At 64.2% G+C, this 21,518-nt stretch carries 23 protein-coding genes; 6 read left to right on the plus strand and 17 right to left on the minus strand.

Translation table 11 applies throughout. The features are described from left to right. Positions 1 to 145: 145 nt before the first annotated feature. A complete protein-coding gene (locus tag IC761_RS01060) occupies positions 146 to 1,192 on the plus strand; it encodes a GGDEF domain-containing protein (RefSeq protein WP_195804510.1) in 1,047 nt (348 codons plus the stop codon). Here the strand turns inward: IC761_RS01060 and IC761_RS01065 are convergent. Next, positions 1,189 to 2,886 carry a diguanylate cyclase domain-containing protein gene (locus IC761_RS01065; RefSeq protein ID WP_195801481.1) on the minus strand — a complete coding sequence of 566 codons (1,698 nt, stop codon included), beginning with the start codon at positions 2,884 to 2,886 and terminating at the stop codon, positions 1,189 to 1,191. The two genes, IC761_RS01060 and IC761_RS01065, sit on opposite strands and share 4 nt — an antisense overlap. Positions 2,887 to 2,994: 108 nt before the next feature. Between IC761_RS01065 and IC761_RS01070 the strand changes: the two genes are divergently transcribed. After that, positions 2,995 to 3,684, plus strand: coding sequence for a YggS family pyridoxal phosphate-dependent enzyme (locus tag IC761_RS01070; protein ID WP_195801482.1), 690 nt, complete (start codon positions 2,995 to 2,997; stop codon positions 3,682 to 3,684). A 162-nt stretch (positions 3,685 to 3,846) separates the two neighbouring features. Here IC761_RS01070 and IC761_RS01075 read toward each other — a convergent pair whose 3' ends face one another. Beyond that, the gene (locus IC761_RS01075) at positions 3,847 to 4,626 is read right to left on the minus strand and encodes a 2-keto-4-pentenoate hydratase (protein WP_195801483.1); all 780 of its coding nucleotides are present in this window, start codon (positions 4,624 to 4,626) and stop codon (positions 3,847 to 3,849) included. Positions 4,627 to 4,632: 6 nt separating this feature from the next. Beyond that, positions 4,633 to 5,202 (minus strand): L,D-transpeptidase family protein, encoded by a 570-nt coding sequence (locus IC761_RS01080; RefSeq protein WP_195804511.1) that lies wholly within the window; start codon positions 5,200 to 5,202, stop codon positions 4,633 to 4,635. A gap of 203 nt (positions 5,203 to 5,405) precedes the next feature. On the opposite strand from IC761_RS01080, the gene IC761_RS01085 reads away from it, so the two are divergent. Both IC761_RS01085 and IC761_RS01090 read left to right on the plus strand, forming a co-directional pair. After that, positions 5,406 to 6,092, plus strand: coding sequence for a response regulator transcription factor (locus IC761_RS01085; protein ID WP_007598630.1), 687 nt, complete (start codon positions 5,406 to 5,408; stop codon positions 6,090 to 6,092). 58 nt (positions 6,093 to 6,150) lie between these two features. Continuing rightward, on the plus strand, positions 6,151 to 6,594 hold the full coding sequence (locus tag IC761_RS01090) for a cyclic nucleotide-binding domain-containing protein (protein ID WP_195801484.1): 444 nt from the start codon (positions 6,151 to 6,153) through the stop codon (positions 6,592 to 6,594). Positions 6,595 to 6,709: 115 nt separating this feature from the next. Here the strand turns inward: IC761_RS01090 and xth are convergent, their stop codons facing one another. From xth to IC761_RS01145, 11 genes are all read right to left on the minus strand, one after another. Further along, complete coding sequence (xth, locus tag IC761_RS01095) at positions 6,710 to 7,525, minus strand: exodeoxyribonuclease III (RefSeq protein ID WP_195801485.1); 816 nt, start codon at positions 7,523 to 7,525, stop codon at positions 6,710 to 6,712. Between the two features lie 187 nt (positions 7,526 to 7,712). Then, the gene (locus IC761_RS01100; RefSeq protein WP_195804512.1) at positions 7,713 to 8,468 is read right to left on the minus strand and encodes an outer membrane lipoprotein carrier protein LolA; all 756 of its coding nucleotides are present in this window, start codon (positions 8,466 to 8,468) and stop codon (positions 7,713 to 7,715) included. Positions 8,469 to 8,621: 153 nt separating this feature from the next. Beyond that, the gene (locus IC761_RS01105; RefSeq protein ID WP_195801486.1) at positions 8,622 to 11,093 is read right to left on the minus strand and encodes a DNA translocase FtsK; all 2,472 of its coding nucleotides are present in this window, start codon (positions 11,091 to 11,093) and stop codon (positions 8,622 to 8,624) included. A gap of 9 nt (positions 11,094 to 11,102) precedes the next feature. Next, a complete protein-coding gene (locus IC761_RS01110) occupies positions 11,103 to 12,317 on the minus strand; it encodes an aminotransferase class I/II-fold pyridoxal phosphate-dependent enzyme (protein WP_195801487.1) in 1,215 nt (404 codons plus the stop codon). A 321-nt stretch (positions 12,318 to 12,638) separates the two neighbouring features. Continuing rightward, entirely contained in the window at positions 12,639 to 13,043 is a 405-nt protein-coding gene (locus IC761_RS01115) for a GFA family protein (RefSeq protein ID WP_195801488.1), read from the minus strand. Between the two features lie 217 nt (positions 13,044 to 13,260). Beyond that, on the minus strand, positions 13,261 to 14,709 hold the full coding sequence (locus IC761_RS01120; protein ID WP_129270114.1) for an ammonium transporter: 1,449 nt from the start codon (positions 14,707 to 14,709) through the stop codon (positions 13,261 to 13,263). A gap of 38 nt (positions 14,710 to 14,747) precedes the next feature. Beyond that, positions 14,748 to 15,086 (minus strand): P-II family nitrogen regulator, encoded by a 339-nt coding sequence (locus tag IC761_RS01125; protein ID WP_195801489.1) that lies wholly within the window; start codon positions 15,084 to 15,086, stop codon positions 14,748 to 14,750. Positions 15,087 to 15,533: 447 nt separating this feature from the next. Next, the gene (locus IC761_RS01130; RefSeq protein WP_195801490.1) at positions 15,534 to 16,136 is read right to left on the minus strand and encodes an ATP-dependent Clp protease proteolytic subunit; all 603 of its coding nucleotides are present in this window, start codon (positions 16,134 to 16,136) and stop codon (positions 15,534 to 15,536) included. Positions 16,137 to 16,177: 41 nt separating this feature from the next. Further along, positions 16,178 to 16,531: an SRPBCC family protein gene (locus tag IC761_RS01135; protein WP_195801491.1), complete on the minus strand. Its 354-nt coding sequence runs from the start codon at positions 16,529 to 16,531 to the stop codon at positions 16,178 to 16,180. Next, entirely contained in the window at positions 16,528 to 16,842 is a 315-nt protein-coding gene (locus tag IC761_RS01140) for an ArsR/SmtB family transcription factor (RefSeq protein WP_195801492.1), read from the minus strand. The genes IC761_RS01135 and IC761_RS01140 overlap by 4 nt, the downstream gene beginning before the upstream one ends. 68 nt (positions 16,843 to 16,910) lie before the next feature. Next, complete coding sequence (locus IC761_RS01145) at positions 16,911 to 17,249, minus strand: P-II family nitrogen regulator (RefSeq protein WP_195801493.1); 339 nt, start codon at positions 17,247 to 17,249, stop codon at positions 16,911 to 16,913. A gap of 239 nt (positions 17,250 to 17,488) precedes the next feature. Between IC761_RS01145 and IC761_RS01150 the strand changes: the two genes are divergently transcribed. Continuing rightward, complete coding sequence (locus IC761_RS01150) at positions 17,489 to 18,379, plus strand: DUF4339 domain-containing protein (protein ID WP_195801494.1); 891 nt, start codon at positions 17,489 to 17,491, stop codon at positions 18,377 to 18,379. Positions 18,380 to 18,424: 45 nt separating this feature from the next. On the opposite strand, the gene tesB is transcribed toward IC761_RS01150, so the two are convergent. Beyond that, positions 18,425 to 19,288, minus strand: coding sequence for an acyl-CoA thioesterase II (gene tesB, locus IC761_RS01155; protein ID WP_195801495.1), 864 nt, complete (start codon positions 19,286 to 19,288; stop codon positions 18,425 to 18,427). Positions 19,289 to 19,436: 148 nt separating this feature from the next. Here tesB and IC761_RS01160 point away from each other — a divergent pair, with 148 nt between their 5' ends. Next, complete coding sequence (locus IC761_RS01160) at positions 19,437 to 20,657, plus strand: ubiquinone biosynthesis hydroxylase (RefSeq protein WP_195801496.1); 1,221 nt, start codon at positions 19,437 to 19,439, stop codon at positions 20,655 to 20,657. A gap of 67 nt (positions 20,658 to 20,724) precedes the next feature. Here IC761_RS01160 and IC761_RS01165 read toward each other — a convergent pair whose 3' ends face one another. Both IC761_RS01165 and IC761_RS01170 read right to left on the minus strand, forming a co-directional pair. Beyond that, the gene (locus IC761_RS01165; RefSeq protein WP_092027743.1) at positions 20,725 to 20,922 is read right to left on the minus strand and encodes a Trm112 family protein; all 198 of its coding nucleotides are present in this window, start codon (positions 20,920 to 20,922) and stop codon (positions 20,725 to 20,727) included. A 39-nt stretch (positions 20,923 to 20,961) separates the two neighbouring features. Further along, complete coding sequence (locus IC761_RS01170; RefSeq protein WP_195801497.1) at positions 20,962 to 21,492, minus strand: TetR/AcrR family transcriptional regulator; 531 nt, start codon at positions 21,490 to 21,492, stop codon at positions 20,962 to 20,964. Between the last annotated feature and the right edge of the window lie 26 nt (positions 21,493 to 21,518).

The following is a 21,518-nucleotide window of genomic DNA, read 5'->3' on the forward strand; positions in this document are numbered from 1 at the left end:
TCAAGGGGTCAATGGGTTGCCCAAAGGGATGTCAAAGGACGCGGGTCGGCCGGCCGCACCCCGCACAAATACCGAGCCGGCCGTTGGGACGCGATTAAGGCCTCGATGCGAGGTTGGAGTCGGATAAAACCCCCAAATGACTGCGATGGATACGAGCCTCGACGATCTCGACCACGACTATGCCGCCTCCATCGCCGATCGGGCGATGCGGGCCATGGCCGAGCAGCGGATTCCGCCGACGCCGACCAATTTTGCGGTTTGGTTCCAATATTTTGCCGGCAGCCATGACGATTTGCGCAACGCCATCGATCTCCTGATCGACCACAACCGTCCCTTCGACGCCCGAATCAATCAGGATCTGTTCGAGACCTATGTCGCCCCCCAGGTGAGTGCCGTCGTCGTCGACACGTCGGAGCGGCTGCATGAGCTGATGGGCACGGCGAAGGACTTTCTGGCGACGGCGATTGCCGACAACCATTCCCAGATCCAGGCCATCAGCGATGTCGCCGGCCAGGGCCAGGCCGGCGTCGATCCGAAGGCGCTGGTCGCCCAGCTCATGAACGAGCTGGCGCGCGCGGCCAGCAGGGCGACCCGGCTGGAAGCGGGCTTTGCCGAAAAGACCCGCGAGCTTGACGTGATCCGCGATTCCCTCTCCAAGTCCGAGCAGCGCGCCCGGACCGACACGCTGACGGGCCTGGCGAACCGGCGCGCGCTCGACGAATTCCTGCGCAAGGCGCAGACGACGGCGGAATGGGGCGAGCCGCTCAGCGTGCTCCTGCTCGACATCGACCACTTCAAGACCTTCAACGACAATTTCGGCCACGGCGTCGGCGATCAGGTGCTGCGCCTGATGGCCAAGGTGCTGCGCGAAAAAGTTCGCGAGCAGGATCTGTCGGCCCGCTATGGCGGCGAGGAGCTGATCGCGGTGCTGCCGGATACCGATCTCGCGGCCTGTACCGAGATTGCCGAGCGCATCAGGCGCGCGATCGCGGAAGCAAAGATCACGCGCCGTTCGACCGGCGAGGTGTTGCCCGGCATCACGGTATCGATCGGCGTGGCGCGATATCGGGTGGGCGAGACGGTCACCGACCTCATCGAGCGCTGCGATCGCGCGCTCTATCTCGCCAAGGGCGGCGGCCGCAATCGCGTGGTGACGGAGAACGAGCTCGATCGCGCCGAGGCTGCGGGTTAGCCCGCCATCGCGATCTCGGCGGTGCTGCCCTCGATCCGCAAAATGCCGTGCTCGACGACATTGTTGCGGCCGCGGTGCTTTGCGGCGTAGAGCGCGGCGTCGGCGGCCTCGATCAGGTCGCCCGGGCGCAGGGTTTCGTTGGGGCGCGTCGCCGCAACGCCGATCGAGACGGTGACCACCATGTGCGAGGACGTGATGTGCGGCAGGCAGAGTTTGAGCACGGCCGCGCGCACCTGTTCGCCGATCTCGACGGCGCGCACCACGTCGGTGTTCGGCAGCAGCAGGCAGAACTCCTCGCCGCCGTAACGCGCCGCGAAGCCCATGGTGTCGGCGGCGATGCCGGACAGCGACTCGCCGAGCCGGGTCAGGCAGGAATCGCCTTCGAGATGGCCGTAGGTGTCGTTGAACAGCTTGAAATGGTCGACGTCGATCATCAGGAGCGCGAGCTCGCTGCCATATTGCTGCGCGCGCATCCATTCGAAGTCGAGGCGGCTCTGGAAGCCGCGGCGGTTGGCGAGCCCCGACAGCATGTCGATCGAGGCCATCACCGTCAGCCGGTCGTTGCTCGCGATCAGCTCGCGCTCGCGCTGGCTGAGCTGGGCGGCCATTGCGTTGAAGGCGCGCGCCAGCGGCACGAATTCGGACGGCAGCCGGTTGCGCGCCGCGCGGGCCGACAGATCGCCCTCGCCCAGACGCTTGGCCATGTCGGCGAGCATCTCGATCGGCTTGATCACGAGCTTCTCGGCGGCGATGAGCGCGCCGAGCAGCACGAACATGACGACGAAGGCGAGCTGGAGATAGGCGGTGCGGATGTCGCGGCTGACCGCCGCGGACACCTTGTCCTCGTCGATGCTGGCGATCAGGCGGGCGTTGGTGCCGGCGATGCGGGTGAAGCTGACCGCGCGGCGCGAGCCGTCGGCGGCGAGGAACGACAGCGAGCCTTCGTCCTGGTCCGAACGCAGCGCCATGTCGGCGATCGCCGACATCAGCGGCATGTTGTCGAGCGGACGTCCGACCGCGCTGTGCTGGTCGGCGGGTGCGGCCAGCACGGTGCCGGCGCTGTCGACCAGCACCGCGGTGATACCGGCGCGGCCGCCGAGATTGTTCATGACCTTCGACATCCAGTCGAGATTGACGGTCGCCAGCACGACGGCGTCGGCGACGCCGCTGAATGCGGAGACCGGATACACCGCCATGACGGTCGGCGTCTGCACCGGCCGCGACAGGATGAAGTCGGACAGCACGAAGCGGCCGGTCTCCTGCGCCTGCTGGAAATAGGGCCGGTCGGAGAGGTCGAGACCGACATACATGTTGTTGGTGGCGCACTGGATGCGGCCGTCCGCGCCTGCGATCAGCAGCGTGCGGATCCAGGGCAGGCTCGTCGGCAGGCTCGCACGCAGCACGTCGCAGCTCTTGCTGACGCCGCCGGCGGAGGCGCGGATGAAGGCCTCGGATTTCAGGATGGTCTCGACGGATGAGATTACCTCGCGCTGGGCGTCGGCGCTGTGCCGTGCCACCGTGGTGAACTCGGTCGTGGCCTGCGCAATCTGCTTGGTGCGGGTGTCTTCGAGCGAACGGATGCGCTCGAGCATCAAGGGTGCGACCAGAATCACCGCGAGCAAAGCAAGCCGGGCCCGGATCCCGAGGACCTGCTTGAGTTTTGCGCGTTTGCGGTTGAAACTGACGTTTGCCATCTTCGCTACCCACCCCATGGGCCAAGGTAAAGCGAAGGGTTCAAAAACCCTTTCTTGAACTCGGTAAAATTGGAACTACCTCCGTTACGATCGCAACCAGTCGACGTCATGACAGACAGCAATTCCGCGCCGGTAACCGGCCATTCACCAAACGCGCTCGCCGCGGTCGAAGCCGAGATCGCGCGCGCCTGCGCCGATGCACGACGCGAACGCGCGTCGGTGACGCTGATTGCGGTGTCCAAGACCTTCGCGGCCGATACAATTATCCCGGTCATCGGCGCCGGACAGCGCGTATTCGGGGAAAATCGCGTCCAGGAGGCCAAAGGCAAGTGGCCGGAGTTAATGTCGGCTTACCCCGGCATCGCGCTGCATCTGATCGGTCCGCTGCAATCCAACAAGGCGAAAGAGGCGGTCGCGCTGTTCGACGCGATCCATTCGGTTGACCGTCCGAGCATTTGCCAGGCGTTAGCCAAAGAAATCGAATCCCAGAAAAAGCACCCGCTTCTGTTCGTCCAGATCAACACCGGCGAGGAGCCGCAGAAGGCCGGCGTCGCGCCCGCTGACGCCGACGCCTTCCTCGCGAGCTGTCGCGACACCTATGGGCTGACGATCTCCGGTCTCATGTGCATCCCGCCGGTGGACGAGCCGCCGGCCGCACATTTCGCGCTGACCGCCAAGATTGCCGCGCGCAACGGACTCACGAATCTGTCGATGGGCATGAGCGCGGATTATGCGACCGCCATCATGCTCGGCGCCACGCATGTCCGCGTGGGCAGCGCGATCTTCGGGCACCGGTGATCATTGTCGTCCCGGCGAAGGCCGGGACCCATACCGCGTGATGTCTCGGTGACGGGCGGTGTCAGTACCGATGAAAGTTCAGCAACTGCGAATCTTCACCCAACCTCTGCCTGTGGTTATGGGTCCCGGCCTTCGCCGGGACGACAACGGTGGGTGAGATCGCTATCCGAATCTCACCGACACCTTCCCCAACACGCCAAAATCCGCCGCAAAATGATCGCCGGCCTGGATCGGCAGCGGCGGATGGCATGTGCCGGTCGTCACCACCTCCCCTGCTCGCAAGGTGATGCCGAGCCCGCGCAGTTCGTTCGCGAGCCAGGTCAGCGCCACGCGGGGATCGCCCAGCACGTTCTTGCCGTGGCCGATGTAACGCTGGCCGCGCAGCATGATCTCGGGCCGCTCCTCGACGAGATTCATCGCGCGCCAATTCGCGTCAGTCGCCGCACCCAGCACGAACAGATGCGCGCAGGCATTGTCGGCGATGAGCTGGGCCTCGCCGGCGTTGGCGAAAGTGGCGAAGCGCGAATCGGGGATCTCGATCGCGGGATGCAGCGTGTCGACGGCGGCAAGCACCTCGTCGACGCCAAAAGGCACAGACCGCGGCGAAAGATCACGCCCCATGCGGAAGCAGAATTCCGGCTCGCCGACACGCATCTCGTTACCCGTCATCGACGCGGTGCCGCCATCGGCGATGACGGTGTCGCTCAGAATGCGTCCGGCCATGGGACCCGCGACATTGATGTGCCTCTGGCCGGCCTCGCTTGTCGCCGCGATCTTCCAGCCGAATAATTTGCCGCGTGCCTCGAGCGCAGCCTGGATGGCATAGCCTTCTGCACGGGTCTGCGGCCGCAGCCGCGTCTCCAGCGCATCAAGCTTGCTGCCCTCGTGCCAATGTTGGACGAGGATTTGCGATGCGGCTGCGATCTGATCCCTGTCGAGCATGTGTCCTCACCCGATGATGATTCTTGTTCTTGGTCCCAAGCGGCGCAGCAATTGCAGCATCGCGGATTTCGTCATGGAAACGCAGCCCGCGGTCGGGCCGAAATTGTCGCGGGCCAGGTGCAGGAACACCGCGCTGCCGCGGCCGGCGATGCGCGGCCTGGTGTTGTGATCGATCTCGACGATGAAATCATAGAGGTGATCGGCGCGCTTGAGCCGGTCGCCGCCCTCGCCCTCACCGCGCCGGATCCACCGATTGTAATGACGGTCGGCCGGATCCTCGCACCAGGCATCCGCGCTGGTGATGGCCCGCACCGGCAGGAACGTTTGCGGCCGGCTATGGCGGTCGCCCCGCCACCACAACTGCCTGGGATGAAAGCTGCCCCTGGGGGTGCCGCCATCGCCCTCGCGCTTGTTGGCCAGAATGCCGCCGCGGCCCAGCGCCACCGGAAAAGTCAGCGGCCCGGCGGTCAGCCAGCCCCGCCGTGCATTGCCGGCGGCAGGCTTGACGCGGATCGCGGCGAGTGGTCCGGCGCCCCGATTTAGGTTGTAACTATTTGAATTGGCGTTGTTTTTCATGTGAAGGCATGGTGTCCTGTTCATTACAGGACATTCATCGAAATGCCCCGCCATTTTAGGTTAGAGTGGTTCCGGCTTGTGAATCGGTAACAGCCCACTACTTCAACACGAACAACAATAAAAACGGCGACCTCAAAACTTCCCATCACGGCTGGGTGCGGCATGCATGCGCGCCGAGCCGGACCCCAAAAGGATGACCCCCTATGGCCAATGCCCGCAAGATCCTGATCGTGGATGACGATACCGATCTGCGCGACACGTTGGTGGAGCAATTATCGCTACACGAAGAATTCGAAGCCTCCGCGGTCGATACCGGCGCCAAGGGTGCCAGCGCCGCAAAGGCCAACGCTCCCGATCTCGTCCTGATGGATGTCGGCCTCCCCGACACCGACGGCCGCGAGGTGGTCCGCTCCTTGCGCAAGGGCGGCTTCAAGGCGCCGATCATCATGCTGACCGGGCATGACACCGATTCCGACACGATTTTGGGCCTGGAATCCGGCGCCAACGACTATGTCGCAAAGCCTTTCCGCTTTGCCGTGCTGCTTGCCCGCATCCGCGCTCAACTGCGACAGCACGAGGCCAGTGAGGACGCGGTGTTCTCGGTCGGCCCCTACTCCTTCCGTCCCGGCTCCAAGATGCTGACCGCGGCCAACGCCCGCAAGGTGCGGCTGACGGAGAAAGAGACGGCGATCCTGCGCTTCCTCTACCGCGCCGGCCAGATGCCGGTGTCGCGCGAGACCCTGCTCCAGGAGGTCTGGGGCTACAATTCCGGCGTCACCACCCACACGCTGGAAACCCACATCTACCGCCTGCGCCAGAAGATCGAGAAGGACGCCGCCAATCCGGAAATCCTGGTGACGGAAGCCGGTGGCTACAAGCTGGTGCCGTGATACGCTTTGGGGCAGCGCGAATCGTTTGAGATCGCGTGCCCTTGAGCCTCGGATCTGAATGTCAATCGACGACGACGTAGCGCTGCTCGAGCGTGTCCCGACACTGCGCCTGTTGGGAGACGCCTCGTTGCGCATGCTGGCGATCGGCTCCGAGCAGCGTGATTTCGTCCGCGGCGATGTCCTGTTCAATCTTGGTGACGACGCCGACGCCGGCTTTGTGGTTCAGCGCGGCGCCTTCCGCGTCGACGACGGCGCCGGCGCCGAGATGATCGCCGGTCCCGGCACGCTGATCGGCGAGCTCGCGCTGGTGGTGCCGATGAAGCGGCCATCAGGCGCGATCGCGCTGGAGCATTCCACCGTCATCCGCGTCGCGCGCAGCCTGTTTCAGCGCGTGCTCGAGAGCGATCCCGCCGCCGCGGTTCGTCTCCGCGACGAATTCGCGGTGCGCTCGAGCCAGATCGCCAGCGATATTCTGATGGCAGGCGCGAAGCTCAGCACGTAACTGTTTCTCGATCTCGTGGCCCGGATGGAGCGAAGCGCAATCCGGGACAGTCTTTCCGAAGGCACGAATCCCGGATTTCGCTGCGCTCCGTCCGGGCTACGGACTTCCTGAGAATTCAAACCTCCAGCGTCACCGTCACCGGCACATGGTCTGACGGCCGCTCCCAGCTGCGGGCGTCGCGCAAAATCCTGAAATCGCTCACCGCATCCTTCAGCGCGCGCGAGACCCAGATGTGGTCGAGCCTGCGGCCGCGGTCGCCGACAGTCCAGTCGGCGGAGCGATAGCTCCACCACGTATAGACCTTTTCCGACATCGGAATGCGTTCGCGCGCGACGTCGACCCACTCGCCCGCCGCCAGCGCCGCCTTCAGCTTCTCGGTTTCGATCGGCGTGTGCGAGACGACTTTGAGAAGCTGCTTGTGCGACCAGACGTCGTTCTCGTGCGGCGCGACGTTGAGATCGCCGACCAGGATGTGGCGATCTTCGCCGCGCGGATGCAGCGGCTCGCAAGCCGTCATCTCGTCGAGGAAGCGCAGCTTGTGATCGAATTTTTCGTTCAGCGCGGGATCGGGAATGTCGCCGCCGGCGGGCACGTAGAAATTATGCAGCACCAGCGGCTTTGCGATGTTCGCCTTCTCGCCGAACGACACCGAGATGTGGCGCGAATCCACCTTGTCGCAGAAGGTGCGGACGTCCGTGGACTCGAACGGAATCTTCGAGACGATGGCGACACCGTGATAGCCCTTCTGCCCGTTCAGCGCGACATGCTCATAGCCGAGCCGCTTGAAGCGCTTCAGCGGAAAAGCGTCGTCGATGCATTTGGTCTCCTGGAGACACAGCACATCCGGCCGCGCGCTCTTGAGGAATTTCGCGACCAGATCGATGCGCAGGCGCACCGAATTGATGTTCCAGGTTGTCAGGGAAAGACGCATGGGACTTGCGTCTTAGCAAGCTCTCGTGGGGCGGGCAAAGGCGCAAAGCGCCGTGCCCACCGTCTTTTCGGGCTTCGTGCCAGCCGTAATTCGTAGGGTGGGTTAGCCGAAGGCGTAACCCGCCATCTCTCGGTCGGCGATTGCGGAGGCATGGTGGGTTACGCTGCGCTAACCCACCCTACGGCACCTATCCGGGCGACGGGCCGTAATTGGTGAAATCGATCTTGAACATGCTCGGATCGAGCTTCTTGCCCGCGTCGAGATTATAGACCGCGATCGTGGTGTCGTAGCCTTGCGGGTCGGTGACGGTCCATTGCTTCAGCTGGCCGTCCTTGGCGCCGATCATCAGCAGCAGGCGGCTGGTGCCGACCAGCGCCTGCTTCTCCTCGATGGTGACGCTGATGAAGAGATCGTCCGCGGTGACGTTGACGACGTTGGTGTCCTTCATCAGGTCGATGCGGTCGGACAGCAGGTAGCGCAGCGGCGTCTGCGACAGCGGGTAGACGTCTTGCGTTGCGAGCTTGCGGTCGCGCACCACGACCGACGATCCGTCCGCGACGATGTCGATCGGGCTCGGCGGATCATACTCGAAGCGGACCTTTCCCGGCTTCTGGATGTAGAAATCGCCTTGCGTCTTGCTGCCGTCGGGACCGACCTGCACGAAATTCCCGACCAGCGTCGACAGCGAGGAAAGATAGGCGCTGACTTTCGCGGCCTGCGCCTTCTGCTTGTCGTCGAAGGTCTGGAAGATGCTGCTCGGCACGTTGCGGCGCGGATCCGGAATCACCGGATTCGGCGGCGCCTGCGTTGCGCCGGTGATCGACGGTCCTCCCGACGGCGGAGTAGCGTCACGACCCTTCGGCGCCGGCTTCGGCACGGGCACGGTCTGCGCGAACGATGCTGCGGTCACCATCACGGCGGTGACGAGAAGCACGCCCGCCACGCGCGCGCTACGCGCAGCAATGGAGGCAGCGAATCGAATGTCCGGATGTTGGGTCAACGCGTCGTCCTGTGTGGCTGGGCGTCGTTTTAGCGTGATTTCGGGCAAAAGCAGAGATCGTTTTTGCGTGAAAATATCAATTCGAGGCGTCGCGGCTCACATATGGCTGTCTTCTTCCTCGACCAGAATCTCGCGCTTGCCGGCGTGGTTGGCGGGTCCGACAATGCCTTCCAGTTCCATGCGCTCCATCAGCGATGCGGCGCGGTTATAGCCGATTTGCAGGCGGCGCTGGATGTAACTGGTCGAGGCCTTGCGGTCGCGTTTGACGATCGCAACGGCCTGCTGGAAAAGATCGCCGCCGCCATCCGCGCCCATGCCGCTGGCGTCGAACACGGCGCCGCCATCCTCGTCCTCGGTCGGCTCTTCGGCCGTAACTGCTTCGAGATATTCGGGCTGGCCTTGCGTCTTGAGGTGACGCACCACCTTCTCGACTTCCTCGTCCGATGCAAAGGGACCGTGCACGCGGCTGATGCGGCCGCCACCGGCCATATAGAGCATGTCGCCCTGGCCGAGCAGCTGCTCGGCGCCCATTTCACCCAGGATGGTGCGGCTGTCGATCTTGGAGGTGACCTGGAAGGCGATGCGGGTCGGGAAGTTCGCCTTGATGGTGCCGGTGATGACGTCGACCGACGGACGCTGCGTGGCGAGGATCACGTGCAGGCCGGCGGCGCGCGCCATCTGCGCGAGACGCTGCACCGCGCCTTCGATGTCCTTGCCCGCGACCATCATCAGGTCGGCCATTTCGTCGACGATGATGACGATGTAGGGCAGCGGGTCGAGCGAAAGCTTCTCTTCCTCGTAGATCGCCTTGCCGGTTTCCTTGTCGAAGCCGGTATGCACGGTGCGCGTCGGCTCCTCGCCCTTGGCTTTCAATTCGAGCAGGCGCGTGTTGTAGCCGTCGATGTTGCGCACACCGAGCTTGGCCATGTTCTTGTAGCGCTCTTCCATCTCGCGCACGGCCCATTTCAGTGCAACCACCGCCTTCTTCGGATCGGTCACGACGGGCGTGAGCAGATGGGGAATGCCGTCATAGACGGACAGTTCGAGCATCTTCGGATCGACCATGATCAGGCGGCACTGGTCCGGACGGAGCCGATAGACCAGGCTCAGGATCATCGTGTTGATGGCGACCGACTTGCCGGAGCCGGTGGTGCCGGCGATCAGCATGTGCGGCGTGCGCGCGAGATCGATGATGACAGGGTCGCCGCCGATGGTCTTGCCGAGGCAGAGCGGCAGCTTCGCAACCGTCTCGGTGGCTTCCTTCGCGACCAGCAGCTCGCGCAGATAGACCTTTTCGCGATGCGCGTTCGGCAGCTCGATGCCGATGGCATTGCGACCGGGAACGACGGCGACGCGCGCGGACAGCGCGCTCATCGAGCGGGCGATGTCGTCGGCCAAGCCGATCACGCGCGACGATTTGATGCCGGGCGCCGGCTCCAGCTCGTACAGTGTGACCACGGGACCCGGATTGGCCTTCACGATTTCGCCGCGCACGCCGAAATCCTGCAGCACGCCTTCGAGAGCGCGCGAATTGGTTTCGAGCTCAGCCTTGCTGAGCGGCTGGCGATCGCCGGCCTTCGGCGCCGCCAGCATGGAGACGGAGGGAAGGTCGAACCTGTCGGACGATTTTTTCGAAGCGGCCTTTGGCGCAGCCTTCTTGCGCGAGGCGCGTGCGGGCGCCTCCTCCTCTTCTTCCTCCTCGTCTTCTGCCTCGTCCTCCTCGTGCTCTTCGTCCTCGGCGTGCGGCGAGATCGAGGGCGCCGAACGGCCGCCGAGATTGGGCTCCTGCCGGCTGAAGCCGATGGCCTTGGCCTTTGGCCCGCTTGAGACCAGCGCGCGATAGGCGGTGCCGAAGAACCAGATCAGCCGCGCCTTGGTGCTCATCAGGGCGTGGAACAGCCACCCCAGCGAGATCGAGCCGCGATCGCTCTCCTCGTCGTCGTCGAGCGGCTTGTCGTCGTCCTCGATCTCCGCCAGTTCGGCATCGTGCTCGCGCGCACCAAGGCCGCAGGCAATCAGGAAGGTTGCGGCCAACGCGACGAACAGGATCGCGCCCAGCACGATGCGATAGATCGCGCCGGGTGGCCCGAAGATCACCGCGGGCGCCCGCACCAAGGCATCCCCGACCACGCCGCCGAGGCCGGTCGGCAGCGGCCATGCGCCGCCATGCGGCCAGCAGCTGACAAAGCCTGCCGCAATCACCGTGCAGAGAATCCACGCGCCGAGCCGCAGCGCTTCGCGGTCGAACGGGCGATGCGTCATCATGCGCCAGCCCCACACCGCGACCGTCAGGATCAGCATGATCGCGCCGAGGCCGAGGATCTGCATTGCGAGGTCGGCACCGATCGCGCCCGCATAACCGAGAATGTTGCGGATCGGCCGGGAGGTCGCGTGGCTGAGGCTCGGATCCTGCACGGACCAGGTCATCAGCGCCGCGGAGGCGACACCCGACAGCGTGATCAGTCCGAAGCCGGTGAGCTCGCGCACACGTCGGGTCAATGCCTCGCGGATCGATGGCGGCAGATGACCGATCAGGGGAATGACTCGTTCGATCGCCGACATGCTCACGGGCCCCGCCTAACCCAGAGTCTCGACCAGACGGTGCAGCGCCTGCGCCGTGGTCTCGCTATCCTGCACCAGCGCCAGGCGAATGTAGCCGGCACCGGGATTGAAGCCGTCGGGCTGGCGCCGCGCCAGATAGGAGCCGGGCACCACGCGCACGCCTGCTTCCGTGAAGAGCTTGAGTGTCATCGACACGTCGTCGCCAAGTTTGGACGTGTTGAGCCAAACGCAGAAGCCGGCGTCGGGCCGGCGATAGCCGTAACGATCGCCGATGATCTGGTCGGCGAGATCGAACTTGATCCGGTAGAGCCTGCGGTTCTCCTCGACATGCGCTTCGTCGCCATAGGCAACGGTCGCGACATGCTGGAGCGGCACCGGAACCTGGGGCGCGGCGATGTTGCGCAGCTCGAGGAACATGCCGATGAACCTCTTGTCGCCGGCGGCAAAGCCGACGCGCATGCCCGGCAGGTTCGAGCGCTTCGACAGCGACTGAAACGCAACCACGCGGGTGAAGTCGGGGCCGGCGCATTCGAGCGCGCTGCCGGGGGCCTCCCGGGTGTAGATCTCGGAATAGCATTCGTCGCTGAGGATCACGAAGCCATAGCGATCGGCGAGTTGCTTCAACCGCCTGAAATAGTCCGGCTTGGCGACCGAGCCCTGCGGATTGGCGGGCGAGGCCAGATAGAACGCGACCGTGCGCGCCAGCGTCGCCTCGTCGATGGCGTCGAGATCGGGCAGGAAGCCGTTTTCGATCGTTGTCGGCAGATAGATCGGCTCGCAGGCTGCGGCACCGGCGCCGGCGCCATAGACCGGGTAGAACGGGTTCGGCATCAGGATCGCGGGCTTGCCGGGACGCGGCCCGACATAGCGTGCCGCCGCGATCGCGGCGAGGAACAGCCCCTCACGGCTGCCATTGAGGACGAGAATCTCGCTCTCGGGATCGAGCGGCCGCGGCAGCCTGAAGCGCGACGACAGCCAGGCGCCCGCAGCCTTGCGGAACGGGTCGGTGCCCTTGTTTGCGGGGTAACGACCGAAATCGGCTATGTGCTTGGCGAGCACCGGTCCGACGAAATCCGGCACCGGATGCTGAGGCTCGCCGACCGCGAGCGAAATCAAGGGCTTGCCGGGCTGATGCGGCGCCAACAGCTCGTTCAGCCGGACGAAGGGCGAGCGTTCACTGTCGGAGCTTCCACCGGTCAGCGGCGCACGGGATGAAGCGGTCATAGCCATTCTGGGCGCCAGCACTCTTGGAACAGCCGGTCGCACGAATACGCCGGCGGGAAATGGTTCAGTTCACCATAGATAGGGCGAGGTTAAGACGCGATTAACCATCGGTCGGCCGGCCCGTCCAGAGCGGAATAATTGGACCGGATAACAACGGGATGGCTGTGGCGGTTCTCCACCTCTCCCGCTTGCGGGAGAGGTCGGCGCGCAAGCGCCGGGTGAGGGTTGTGTCCTCACGCGGGTCATCGATTGCGGAGATACCCCCACCCCCGCCCTCCCCCGCAAGCGGGAGAGGGAGCGCACCGTTTTCTTGGCTCAATCCGACCTCTAGTGCCCCGGCAGCTTCTCGAACGTCGTCATGCCTGCGGGGATGGCGTGGAACTCCTGCTTGTCGCAGGTGTAGATCGCCATCTGCGGCTTGAATTTGTCCGGCTCGTCCAGCGTGCCGACCTTCAGGATCGCGGCGGGCAGGCCCGGCACCTTGGTCACCAGATGGGTGCCGCACTCGGCGCAGAATTCCCGCGTCACGGCGCGTTCGAGATCCTTGCGGGTGAACTGCTTGGGGTGACCGGTGATGTAGCTGAAGCCCGTCGCCGGCATCGCGATGAACGTGTTGGGCGCGCCGCCCGAGATGTACTGGCACTCGCGGCAATGACATTGGGCCTGCATCATCGGATCGCCCTCGGCCACATAGCGCACTTCGCCGCAATAGCATCCGCCTTCCAAACGCATGACGACCTCCCTTTGTTGTTCGTTGTGGTCGATATTTCTGCGCCGGCAATCTGGAATGGCAATGTTTTTCTTTTGCCGCGTTGTCAAAAAGAATTCGCAAAAAGAAAGGGGCCCCAGCTTGCGCTGGAGCCCCTCAACGGTCGGGGCATTGCCGGGTATGTGCCCAAACCGTAGTTGTGGACGCGATCCCCGAGGAGACCGCGTCCGGGAGGAGACGTTACATGTTGTAAGCGCGCTCGGTGTGCTCGGTGATGTCGAGGCCTTCACGCTCGGTCTCGACATTGGCGCGGAGGCCAACGATCACATCGACGACCTTGTAGAGGATCGCCGAACCGATGCCCGACCACACCAGCGTGGTGCAGACGGCTTCGATCTGCGAGATCATCTGCGCGGTGAAGTCGTAATCGGCGACCTTGGGCGGGATCGCGGTGTAGTCGATGATGCCGGCACCACCGAGAGCCGGATTGACCAGGATGCCGGTGCCGAGGGCGCCGACGATGCCGCCGATGCAGTGCACGCCGAACACGTCGAGCGAGTCGTCGTAGCCGAGCGCGTTCTTCACGACGGTGCAGAAGAACAGGCAGACCACGCCGACCACGAGGCCGAGGACGATCGCGCCCATCACGCCGGAGAAGCCGGCGGCAGGCGTGACGGCCACGAGGCCCGCGACAGCGCCGGAGATGACGCCGAGCACCGACGGATGACCCTTCACGATCCACTCCGCGAACATCCACGACAGCGCGGCGGCTGCGGTGGCGACGAAGGAGTTGGTCATGGCGAGAGCCGCGCCGCCGTTGGCTTCGAGGTTGGAGCCGGCGTTGAAGCCGAACCAGCCGACCCAGAGCAGCGAGGCGCCGATCATCGACATGGTCAGCGAGTGCGGAGCCATCAGCTCCTTGCCGTAGCCGGTGCGCTTGCCGATCAGGAGAGCGCCGACGAGACCTGCAATGCCGGCGTTGATGTGCACCACGGTGCCGCCTGCGAAGTCGATCGCGCCCTTCTTGAAGATCCAGCCGGCGTCGGCGTTGATCTCGTCGAGCTTGGCCTGAGCCGCGGTCTTCGCGGCGCCATCAGCCGCAGCAGCCAGAGCCTTGGCAGCGTCCTGGATCGCGTCCGGGCCGGGCCAGTACCAGACCATGTGCGCGATCGGGAAGTAGATCAGCGTGACCCAGAGCGGGATGAACAGAGCGATCGCCGAGAACTTCATGCGCTCGGCGAAGGCGCCAACGATGAGGGCGGGCGTGATCGCCGCGAAGGTCATCTGGAAGCAGACATAGACGAGCTCCGAGATGTTGGCGTCGACCGAGAAGGTCGCAGCCTTCGAGTCGGTGGTGACGCCCATCATGAAGGCCTTGGAGAAGCCGCCGATGAAGTCGGAGCCGCCGGTGAAGGCGAGGCTGTAGCCGTACACGGCCCAGATCACGGTGACGACGCAGACGGTGTAGAACACCTGCATCAGGACCGAGAGCATGTTCTTGGAACGAACGAGGCCGCCGTAGAACAGCGCGAGACCCGGGATCGTCATCAACAGCACGAGCACTGTCGATGTCAGCATCCAGGCGTTATCCCCCTTGTTGACCGTTGGCTCGGCATAGGCTGCGGTCGCAGCGAACAGGCCGACTGCGAGAGCCGCCAATCCCGCGCCATAGGGACGCTTAAACGTCATTTCATTTACTCCTGATTGAATCTTGGTTGAGCGCGAAATCAAAGGGCCGCGGCGTCGGCTTCGCCGGTGCGGATGCGAACCGCATGGTCGAGGCCGATGACGAAGATCTTGCCGTCGCCGATCTGTCCGGTTTTCGCGGCGGACGTGATGGCATCGATGGTCTTGTCGACCTGGTCGGAGGCGACAGCGACTTCGATCTTGATCTTGGGCAGGAAGCTCACGGCATATTCGGCGCCGCGATAGATTTCCGTATGGCCTTTCTGACGGCCATATCCCTTGACTTCCGTCACCGTGAGACCGTGAACGCCAATGGCGGTCAGGGCGTCACGGACTTCTTCCAGCTTGAATGGCTTGATAATCGCCATAACAATTTTCATGGGTCCTATCCCCGCTTGGGCCCGGTCCGGACGTGGCCGGGCGTTTCTCGACTGGTTCGCCACGAGGGAGAAGTTTCACTACGCGGGCACAGCCGGGACCCCTAGAATCAAATGCCGTGCCAGATCGGGCCTGTTGGCTAACGGACTATGAAAACGGGTGTTTTCGCGTTTGGCGGGTATTGCGTTGCAGTGCGCTATTACGTCGCGCTTAAAACGTGGTCAGGCCTGTTCAAAATGTGAGCAGTGCAGGTCACCGACACAATGTTGCTCATGTGTCGGGCAGCAAAATGGTAATTTAGTAGAGCCATCGCCTCCTGAAGGGCTTCGCCGTGCCGCGAAACATCGAGCCGTTCGAATTCGTGCTCACGGGATGCGCGCCGCAGGCCGGTCGGCTTGAGCAGGACAGGCTTGCCGGACGGTATCCGGCTGAAGTCCGCGGTCGGACCATCAGGCGGCATCGCGCTCCGCAAAGACCCGGTCGATCAATCCCCATTCGACGCCTTGCTGCGCGGTCATGAAATGGTCGCGGTCGAGCGTCCGTTCCACCTCCGCCTCGGCGCGCCCGCAATGTTGCGCATAGAGCCGGATGATGCGCCGCTTGGTTTCCTGCATCTCGTTGGCATGGATCAGGATGTCGGAGGCCTGGCCCTGGAAGCCACCGAGCGGCTGATGCACGTGCAGGCTTGCATTGGGCAGCGCGGCGCGGTGCCCGGGCTCGCCGGCCATCAGCAGGAACGAGCCCATCGAGCGCGCGGTGCCCATGCACAGCGTATGGACCGGCGCCTTGATGAACTGCATGGTGTCGTACATCGCGAGGCCGGAGGTGACCACGCCACCGTAGGAATTGATGTAGAGATTGATCGGCCTGTTCGGATTCTCGGCTTCCAGGAACAGCAGCTGCGCGCAGACCAGTCCGGACATCGCATCATTGACCTCGCCGTTGAGGAAGATGATGCGCTCGCGCAAGAGCCGCGAGTAGATGTCGAAGGATCGTTCGCCGCGGGCGGATTGTTCGACGACCATAGGGACGAGCTGAAGCATGTCGCGCATCGGCGACCTCCGTTTCTGCAGATGATGAAGTCCTGTTGCTGTCAGGCCGCCAGCATCAGGCAGCAATTGGTGTTGGCAGCTTGCGGCAACGTTACGCGATCGTCGCAGGCCTGCTGGATGATGCGAAAACGGGTGCCGCCGTCCTCGTTCGGTTCGACCCGGAAGATGACCTGGCTCTCGCGGAACGGCGGGACGGAATCGCGAAGCCGGTACCGCACCTCTTCGCCCGCGATCGACGATTCCGGCTCCGCGCCCGCAAGATCCGCATTCGGCAGCCAGCGCTCGCGCAGCGCCGGAATGGTCACGGCGCGCCAGACCTTCGCCGGCGGTGCATCGAATTCATATTCGAGCACCAGGTCTGCATCAGCGGGATCAGGCTTCTCTGCGTCGCTCATTGATCCATATCCTTCAAGAGGTCGGCGAGCGCTTCCATGCGCTTCGGCCAGTAGGCGCGGTAGCGCGCAAGCCATGCCCCGATGGCGACGATTCCGTCCGGGTCGACTTCGTAATTGACAAAGCGGCCGTGGCGCTGCTCGCGCACCAACCCCGCTGCGCGCAGCACCGCGAGATGCTGCGACATTGCCGGTTGGCTGATCTCCAATCCGTCGCGCAAGGCGCTCGCATTCAGGCTTCCGCCAGCGAGCCTCTCAAAGACCTTGCGGCGCGTCGGGTCGGCCAGCGCCTTGAAGATGTCGGCTTCGATCATGACAACACATAAGCATGTACTTATGTGTTGTGCAAGCCCTTCCGGCAGCGATCGAACGCGCTTGAGCCCTACAGCGCGTCGCTGTCAGTTTCGCCGGTCCGGATACGCAGCGCGTGGTCGATCGGCGTGACGAAAATCTTGCCGTCGCCGATCTGCCCGGTGCGCGCGGTTGCCGTGATCACGCTGACCGCCTTCTCGGCGACATCGGAGGCGACTGCGATCTCGATGCGCAGCTTCGGAAGGAAGTTCACGACATATTCGGCGCCGCGATAGATCTCGGTGTGGCCCTTCTGACGGCCATAGCCCTTCACCTCGGTCACGGTCATGCCGTGGACGCCGATCGTGGTGAGCGCCTGACGGACTTCATCGAGCTTGAAGGGTTTGATGATCGCGACGACGAGTTTCATGGTCAGGCCTGTTTCCCCGGGATGCGCCGCGCCGCACGTCTCCGGCGCCGCGTCAATCTGGCATCTTTCGGGGCAAATGGCATAAAAAACTTGCAGATTGAAGCAGAAAAACGTTTGCCGTTGTGAACGGCCGCCTCTGTACAGGGCATCCGTTCATCCATCACAATGCATTTTTGGCATGGATGCGGTGAACCGAACCGTGCCCGCCGGTACATAAGTATGTTTGAGGGGGACGTTTCATGGCGAGCTGGTTCTACGCATCCGAAGGCAAGCAGCAGGGGCCCTATCCGGAAGGGCAATTCCGCGATCTGATCGCTCAGGGCGTCGTGCGCCCCGACACGCTGGTGTGGTCCGAGGGCATGGCCGGCTGGCAGAAGGCCGTCGAAATTCCCGGCCTGATCGGCGGCGCCGGTGCGCCCCCGATGGTCCCGACCGGCGGCCCACCCATGATGGGCGGCGGTAGCTATACCGGTGCCGGCAGTGCGGCCGGAGGATCGCTGTCCATCGACTTCGGAATCTGGGACTTCGTCTGGCGCACGCTGGCGATGACGATCGGCTCTGCCTTCGTGATCCCCGCGCCTTGGCTGATCGTTTGGTACACGAAGTGGTTGGTATCCTGCGTTCGAGTGCCCGGACGGCCGAACCTCAGCTTCGAAGGTGGGGCGATGACCATCGTGCCCTGGTTCTTTGGCATCATCGTGCTCTTCGCCATAGCGGGGTACACGGGCAGTCAGCTGATCAACCTGCTGGCCTTCCTGCTTTACATCGCTGCTTACTGGCTTTTCATAAGATGGTTTGTCGCGAATCTTGCGTCGAACGGCCAGCCGCTCGGGCTCAGCTTTTCCGGCACTCCCTGGGCCTATGTCGGCTGGATGCTCCTGTTCTTCGTTTCCATCATTACCATCATCGGCTGGGCATGGGTTTATGCGGCTTGGCTCCGATGGTTCTGTCGCAACATCCAGGGCACCCGGCGCGAAGTCGTATTCGTCGGCAGCGGCCTGGAGTTCCTGTGGCGATCGATCGTGATCGCCATTGTCAGCTCCCTCATCATCCCGATTCCGTGGATGTATCGCTGGAAGCTGCGATGGCTGGCGTCGCAGGCGCTGCTCGCGCCGCGTGGCTCGACGTGAGCTGATCGGGACAACTCCGCGCGCGATTGATCGCGCTCAGGGCCTTCAGCTCCTCCGCTCGCGCACGGAGCCTTCCTGCGCGACGGAGGCCACCAGCGTGCCGTCGGGCTTGAAGATCGAGCCGCGGGTCAGGCCGCGGCCGCCTTGCGCGCTCGGCGAATCCTGCGCGTAGAGCAGCCATTCGTCGGCGCGGAACGGGCGATGAAACCACATCGCGTGGTCGAGGCTCGCCGGCATCATGCGCTTGTCGAACAGCGTGCGGCCGTAGCGCGCCATGATCGCATCGAGCAGCGAGAAGTCCGAGGCATAGGCGAGCGCGCACATGTGCAGCGCCGGATCGTCCGGCAGCGTCGCCGCGGTCCTGATCCAGACGTGAATGCGGCCGTCCTCGATCCTCTCGCCGAAATAGCGGCCGAGCTCCACCGGGCGCAGCTCGATCGGCCGATCGGATTCGTAGTAGCGGCGGATGAATTCCGGCATCTCGCGGAACATCGGCTGCTTCGCCACTTCCTCCGCCGTGAGCTTTTCCGGCGGCGGCACCTCGGGCATCTTGTCCTGATGGTCGAACGCGGTTTCCTCCTCGGCATGGAACGACACCATGATCGAGAAGATCGCATTGCCGTGCTGGATCGCGGTGACGCGGCGCGTCGAATAGCTCTTGCCGTCGCGCAGGCGCTCGACCTGATAGATGATCGGGATCTGCGGATCACCCGGCAGGATGAAATAACAATGCAGCGAATGCGGCAGCCGGCCCTCGACCGTGCGGCAGGCCGCAACCATCGCCTGGCCGATTACCTGGCCGCCGAACACCCGCTGCCAGCTCGTCTTCGGGCTGTTGCCGCGGAACAGATTCACCTCGAGCTGCTCGAGGTCGAGGATCGCGATCAAATCGATCAGGCTTTTGGACATGACTTGCGCTTTCGCATCGCCCCGGAATGGCACATCAGGCAGTTCTTTGCGGGCGGTTCCGCCCTTGTTTCACCGCACTGTTTCGCCCACCTCAAGTCTGCTAGCAAGGCCAAGAGTTAGCCGGGGTTTTTGGCAGGAAAGCTTGGGTATGTCAGCACAGGGTAGCATTGTCATTGGTGGCGGCGCGTTCGCGGGCCTTGCGCTCGCTCTGGCGCTGCGCCAGGGCCTCGGACCCGAGATTCCCGTCATCGTCGCCGATCCGGCGCTCAGCACGCGGCCAAGCCGCGACCCCCGCGCGACCGCGATCGTCGCCGCCTGCCGCCGGCTGTTCGAGGCGATCGGCGCCTGGGACGATGTCAGGGGCGAGGCGCAGCCGATCCTCGACATGGTCGTCACGGATTCGAAGCTGGAAGACGCCACGCGTCCGGTATTCCTGAATTTTGCCGGCGATGTCGCGCCAGGCGAGCCGTTTGCGCATATGATCGAGAACCGCCGCCTGATCGACGCGCTGGTCGTCCGTGCCGAGGCGGCAGGCGTCGAGCTCCGCGCCACCACGGTCGCGACCTATGACGCAAGTCCTGGTGGCATTGACGTGACGCTCGGCGATGGCAGCAAGGTCGCCGCGAGCCTGTTGATTGCGGCTGACGGCGCGAAGTCCAGGCTGCGCGAGCGCGCCGGGATCGTTACCCATGGCTGGGAATATGATCAATCCGGCATCGTCGTCACCGTCGGCCATGAGCGCGATCACGAGGGCCGCGCCGAGGAACATTTTCTGCCCGCAGGCCCGTTCGCGATCCTGCCGCTGACCGGAAAACGGTCCTCGCTGGTGTGGACCGAGCGCCGCAGCGAGGCCGCGCGCATCGTGGCCTTGAGCGAGGAGGAATTTCACGGCGAGCTCGAGCAGCGTTTCGGCCTGCATCTCGGCGAGGTGAAGCCGCTCGACAAGCCGCGCGCATTCCCGCTGTCCTATTTCGTGGCGCGCTCCTTCATCGCCGAGCGCCTCGCGCTGGTCGGCGATTCCGCCCATGTCATTCACCCGATCGCGGGCCAGGGCCTCAACATGGGCCTGAAGGACGTCGCGGCGCTGGCCGAGGTCGTCGTGGACGCCGCGCGGCTCGGCATGGATCTCGGCGGCGCCGACGTGCTGGAGCGCTACCAGCGCTGGCGCCGCTTCGACACCATGGCGATGGGCGTTGCCACCAACTCGCTGAACTTCCTGTTCTCCAACCAGTCGAGCCTGCTGCGCACCGTGCGCGACATCGGTCTCGGCATCGTCGACCGCGCTCCGCCGCTGAAGAATCTCTTCATCCGCCAGGCCGCCGGCCTGACCGGCGAGATACCGAAGCTGTTGAAGGGCGAGGCGTTGTAGGGGCGAATGGTGAGTGGCGAATAGCGAATGGATCCACTCGCTACTCGCCACTCCCTATTCGCCAAATTCAATCGATCTTCCGCGCCTCTTCCGGCAGCATGATCGGGATGCCGTCGCGGATCGGATAGGCGAGCTTGGCGCTGCGCGAGATCAGCTCCTGCTTGGCGGAATCGTACTCCAGCGGGCCCTTGGTCAGCGGACAGACCAGGATCTCCAGCAATTTGGGATCGACGCTGTTTTCGGGGCGTTCGGTGGGCGCGTTCATGGGGAACTCCGGCGATCGGCTGCGTTTAGCACAGAAAATCTACGCAGACACCATATGCAAAAGCGCGTCGATCAGCGCCGGAAGCCGGGCCGCCGCCACTGGCGGGCCCGACAGCGCGTAGCCCAGAAACGTCCAGTACAGAATCTGCGCGCGGGCCTGCGCGTTTGCCGCGGAGAATCCGCGGCGCCCCAGCAGGGTCTCGATATAATCGAGCCTGCGGCGGTCGATCGCGCGAACCGCGGCCTGCGCGGCCGGATCGAACGCGGCCCAGTTGCGCACCGCACGCTCCAGGTCGAGCCGCGCGCCAAAAGTCCTGCGCAGCAGCGCTTGCAGCGGCTCGTCGCTGACAGCCTCGACGCCGGCGATGATCTCTTCGGCCGCGATCTCGCGCCAGCGCTTCAGGATGGCGGCATGGAACGCGCCGAGATCGGCGAAGTGCCAGTAGAAGCTGCCGCGCGACACGCCCATTGCCCTGGCGAGCCGATCGGCCTTCAGCGCGGTGAAACCGCTCTTGGCGAGGGCCTTGAGTCCTTCCTTGATCCAGTCATCGGCGGAGAGCTGCTCGGGCATATCGGGGTCCGGACGTCACGACCATA

Origin of the sequence: Bradyrhizobium commune, from assembly GCF_015624505.1 — a bacterium.
Lineage (GTDB): Bacteria > Pseudomonadota > Alphaproteobacteria > Rhizobiales > Xanthobacteraceae > Bradyrhizobium > Bradyrhizobium commune.

What these genes read in the sequence shown, in the direction of transcription:
- IC761_RS01060 (WP_195804510.1), top strand. Translation starts at nt 146, where the DNA reads ATGGATACGAGCCTCGACGATCTCGACCACGACTATGCCGCCTCCATC.
- IC761_RS01065 (WP_195801481.1), bottom strand. Translation starts at nt 2,886, where the DNA reads ATGGCAAACGTCAGTTTCAACCGCAAACGCGCAAAACTCAAGCAGGTC.
- IC761_RS01070 (WP_195801482.1), top strand. Translation starts at nt 2,995, where the DNA reads ATGACAGACAGCAATTCCGCGCCGGTAACCGGCCATTCACCAAACGCG.
- IC761_RS01075 (WP_195801483.1), bottom strand. Translation starts at nt 4,626, where the DNA reads ATGCTCGACAGGGATCAGATCGCAGCCGCATCGCAAATCCTCGTCCAA.
- IC761_RS01080 (WP_195804511.1), bottom strand. Translation starts at nt 5,202, where the DNA reads ATGAAAAACAACGCCAATTCAAATAGTTACAACCTAAATCGGGGCGCC.
- IC761_RS01085 (WP_007598630.1), top strand. Translation starts at nt 5,406, where the DNA reads ATGGCCAATGCCCGCAAGATCCTGATCGTGGATGACGATACCGATCTG.
- IC761_RS01090 (WP_195801484.1), top strand. Translation starts at nt 6,151, where the DNA reads ATGTCAATCGACGACGACGTAGCGCTGCTCGAGCGTGTCCCGACACTG.
- xth (WP_195801485.1), bottom strand. Translation starts at nt 7,525, where the DNA reads ATGCGTCTTTCCCTGACAACCTGGAACATCAATTCGGTGCGCCTGCGC.
- IC761_RS01110 (WP_195801487.1), bottom strand. Translation starts at nt 12,317, where the DNA reads ATGGCTATGACCGCTTCATCCCGTGCGCCGCTGACCGGTGGAAGCTCC.
- IC761_RS01115 (WP_195801488.1), bottom strand. Translation starts at nt 13,043, where the DNA reads ATGCGTTTGGAAGGCGGATGCTATTGCGGCGAAGTGCGCTATGTGGCC.
- IC761_RS01120 (WP_129270114.1), bottom strand. Translation starts at nt 14,709, where the DNA reads ATGACGTTTAAGCGTCCCTATGGCGCGGGATTGGCGGCTCTCGCAGTC.
- IC761_RS01125 (WP_195801489.1), bottom strand. Translation starts at nt 15,086, where the DNA reads ATGAAAATTGTTATGGCGATTATCAAGCCATTCAAGCTGGAAGAAGTC.
- IC761_RS01130 (WP_195801490.1), bottom strand. Translation starts at nt 16,136, where the DNA reads ATGCGCGACATGCTTCAGCTCGTCCCTATGGTCGTCGAACAATCCGCC.
- IC761_RS01135 (WP_195801491.1), bottom strand. Translation starts at nt 16,531, where the DNA reads ATGAGCGACGCAGAGAAGCCTGATCCCGCTGATGCAGACCTGGTGCTC.
- IC761_RS01140 (WP_195801492.1), bottom strand. Translation starts at nt 16,842, where the DNA reads ATGATCGAAGCCGACATCTTCAAGGCGCTGGCCGACCCGACGCGCCGC.
- IC761_RS01145 (WP_195801493.1), bottom strand. Translation starts at nt 17,249, where the DNA reads ATGAAACTCGTCGTCGCGATCATCAAACCCTTCAAGCTCGATGAAGTC.
- IC761_RS01150 (WP_195801494.1), top strand. Translation starts at nt 17,489, where the DNA reads ATGGCGAGCTGGTTCTACGCATCCGAAGGCAAGCAGCAGGGGCCCTAT.
- tesB (WP_195801495.1), bottom strand. Translation starts at nt 19,288, where the DNA reads ATGTCCAAAAGCCTGATCGATTTGATCGCGATCCTCGACCTCGAGCAG.
- IC761_RS01160 (WP_195801496.1), top strand. Translation starts at nt 19,437, where the DNA reads ATGTCAGCACAGGGTAGCATTGTCATTGGTGGCGGCGCGTTCGCGGGC.
- IC761_RS01165 (WP_092027743.1), bottom strand. Translation starts at nt 20,922, where the DNA reads ATGAACGCGCCCACCGAACGCCCCGAAAACAGCGTCGATCCCAAATTG.
- IC761_RS01170 (WP_195801497.1), bottom strand. Translation starts at nt 21,492, where the DNA reads ATGCCCGAGCAGCTCTCCGCCGATGACTGGATCAAGGAAGGACTCAAG.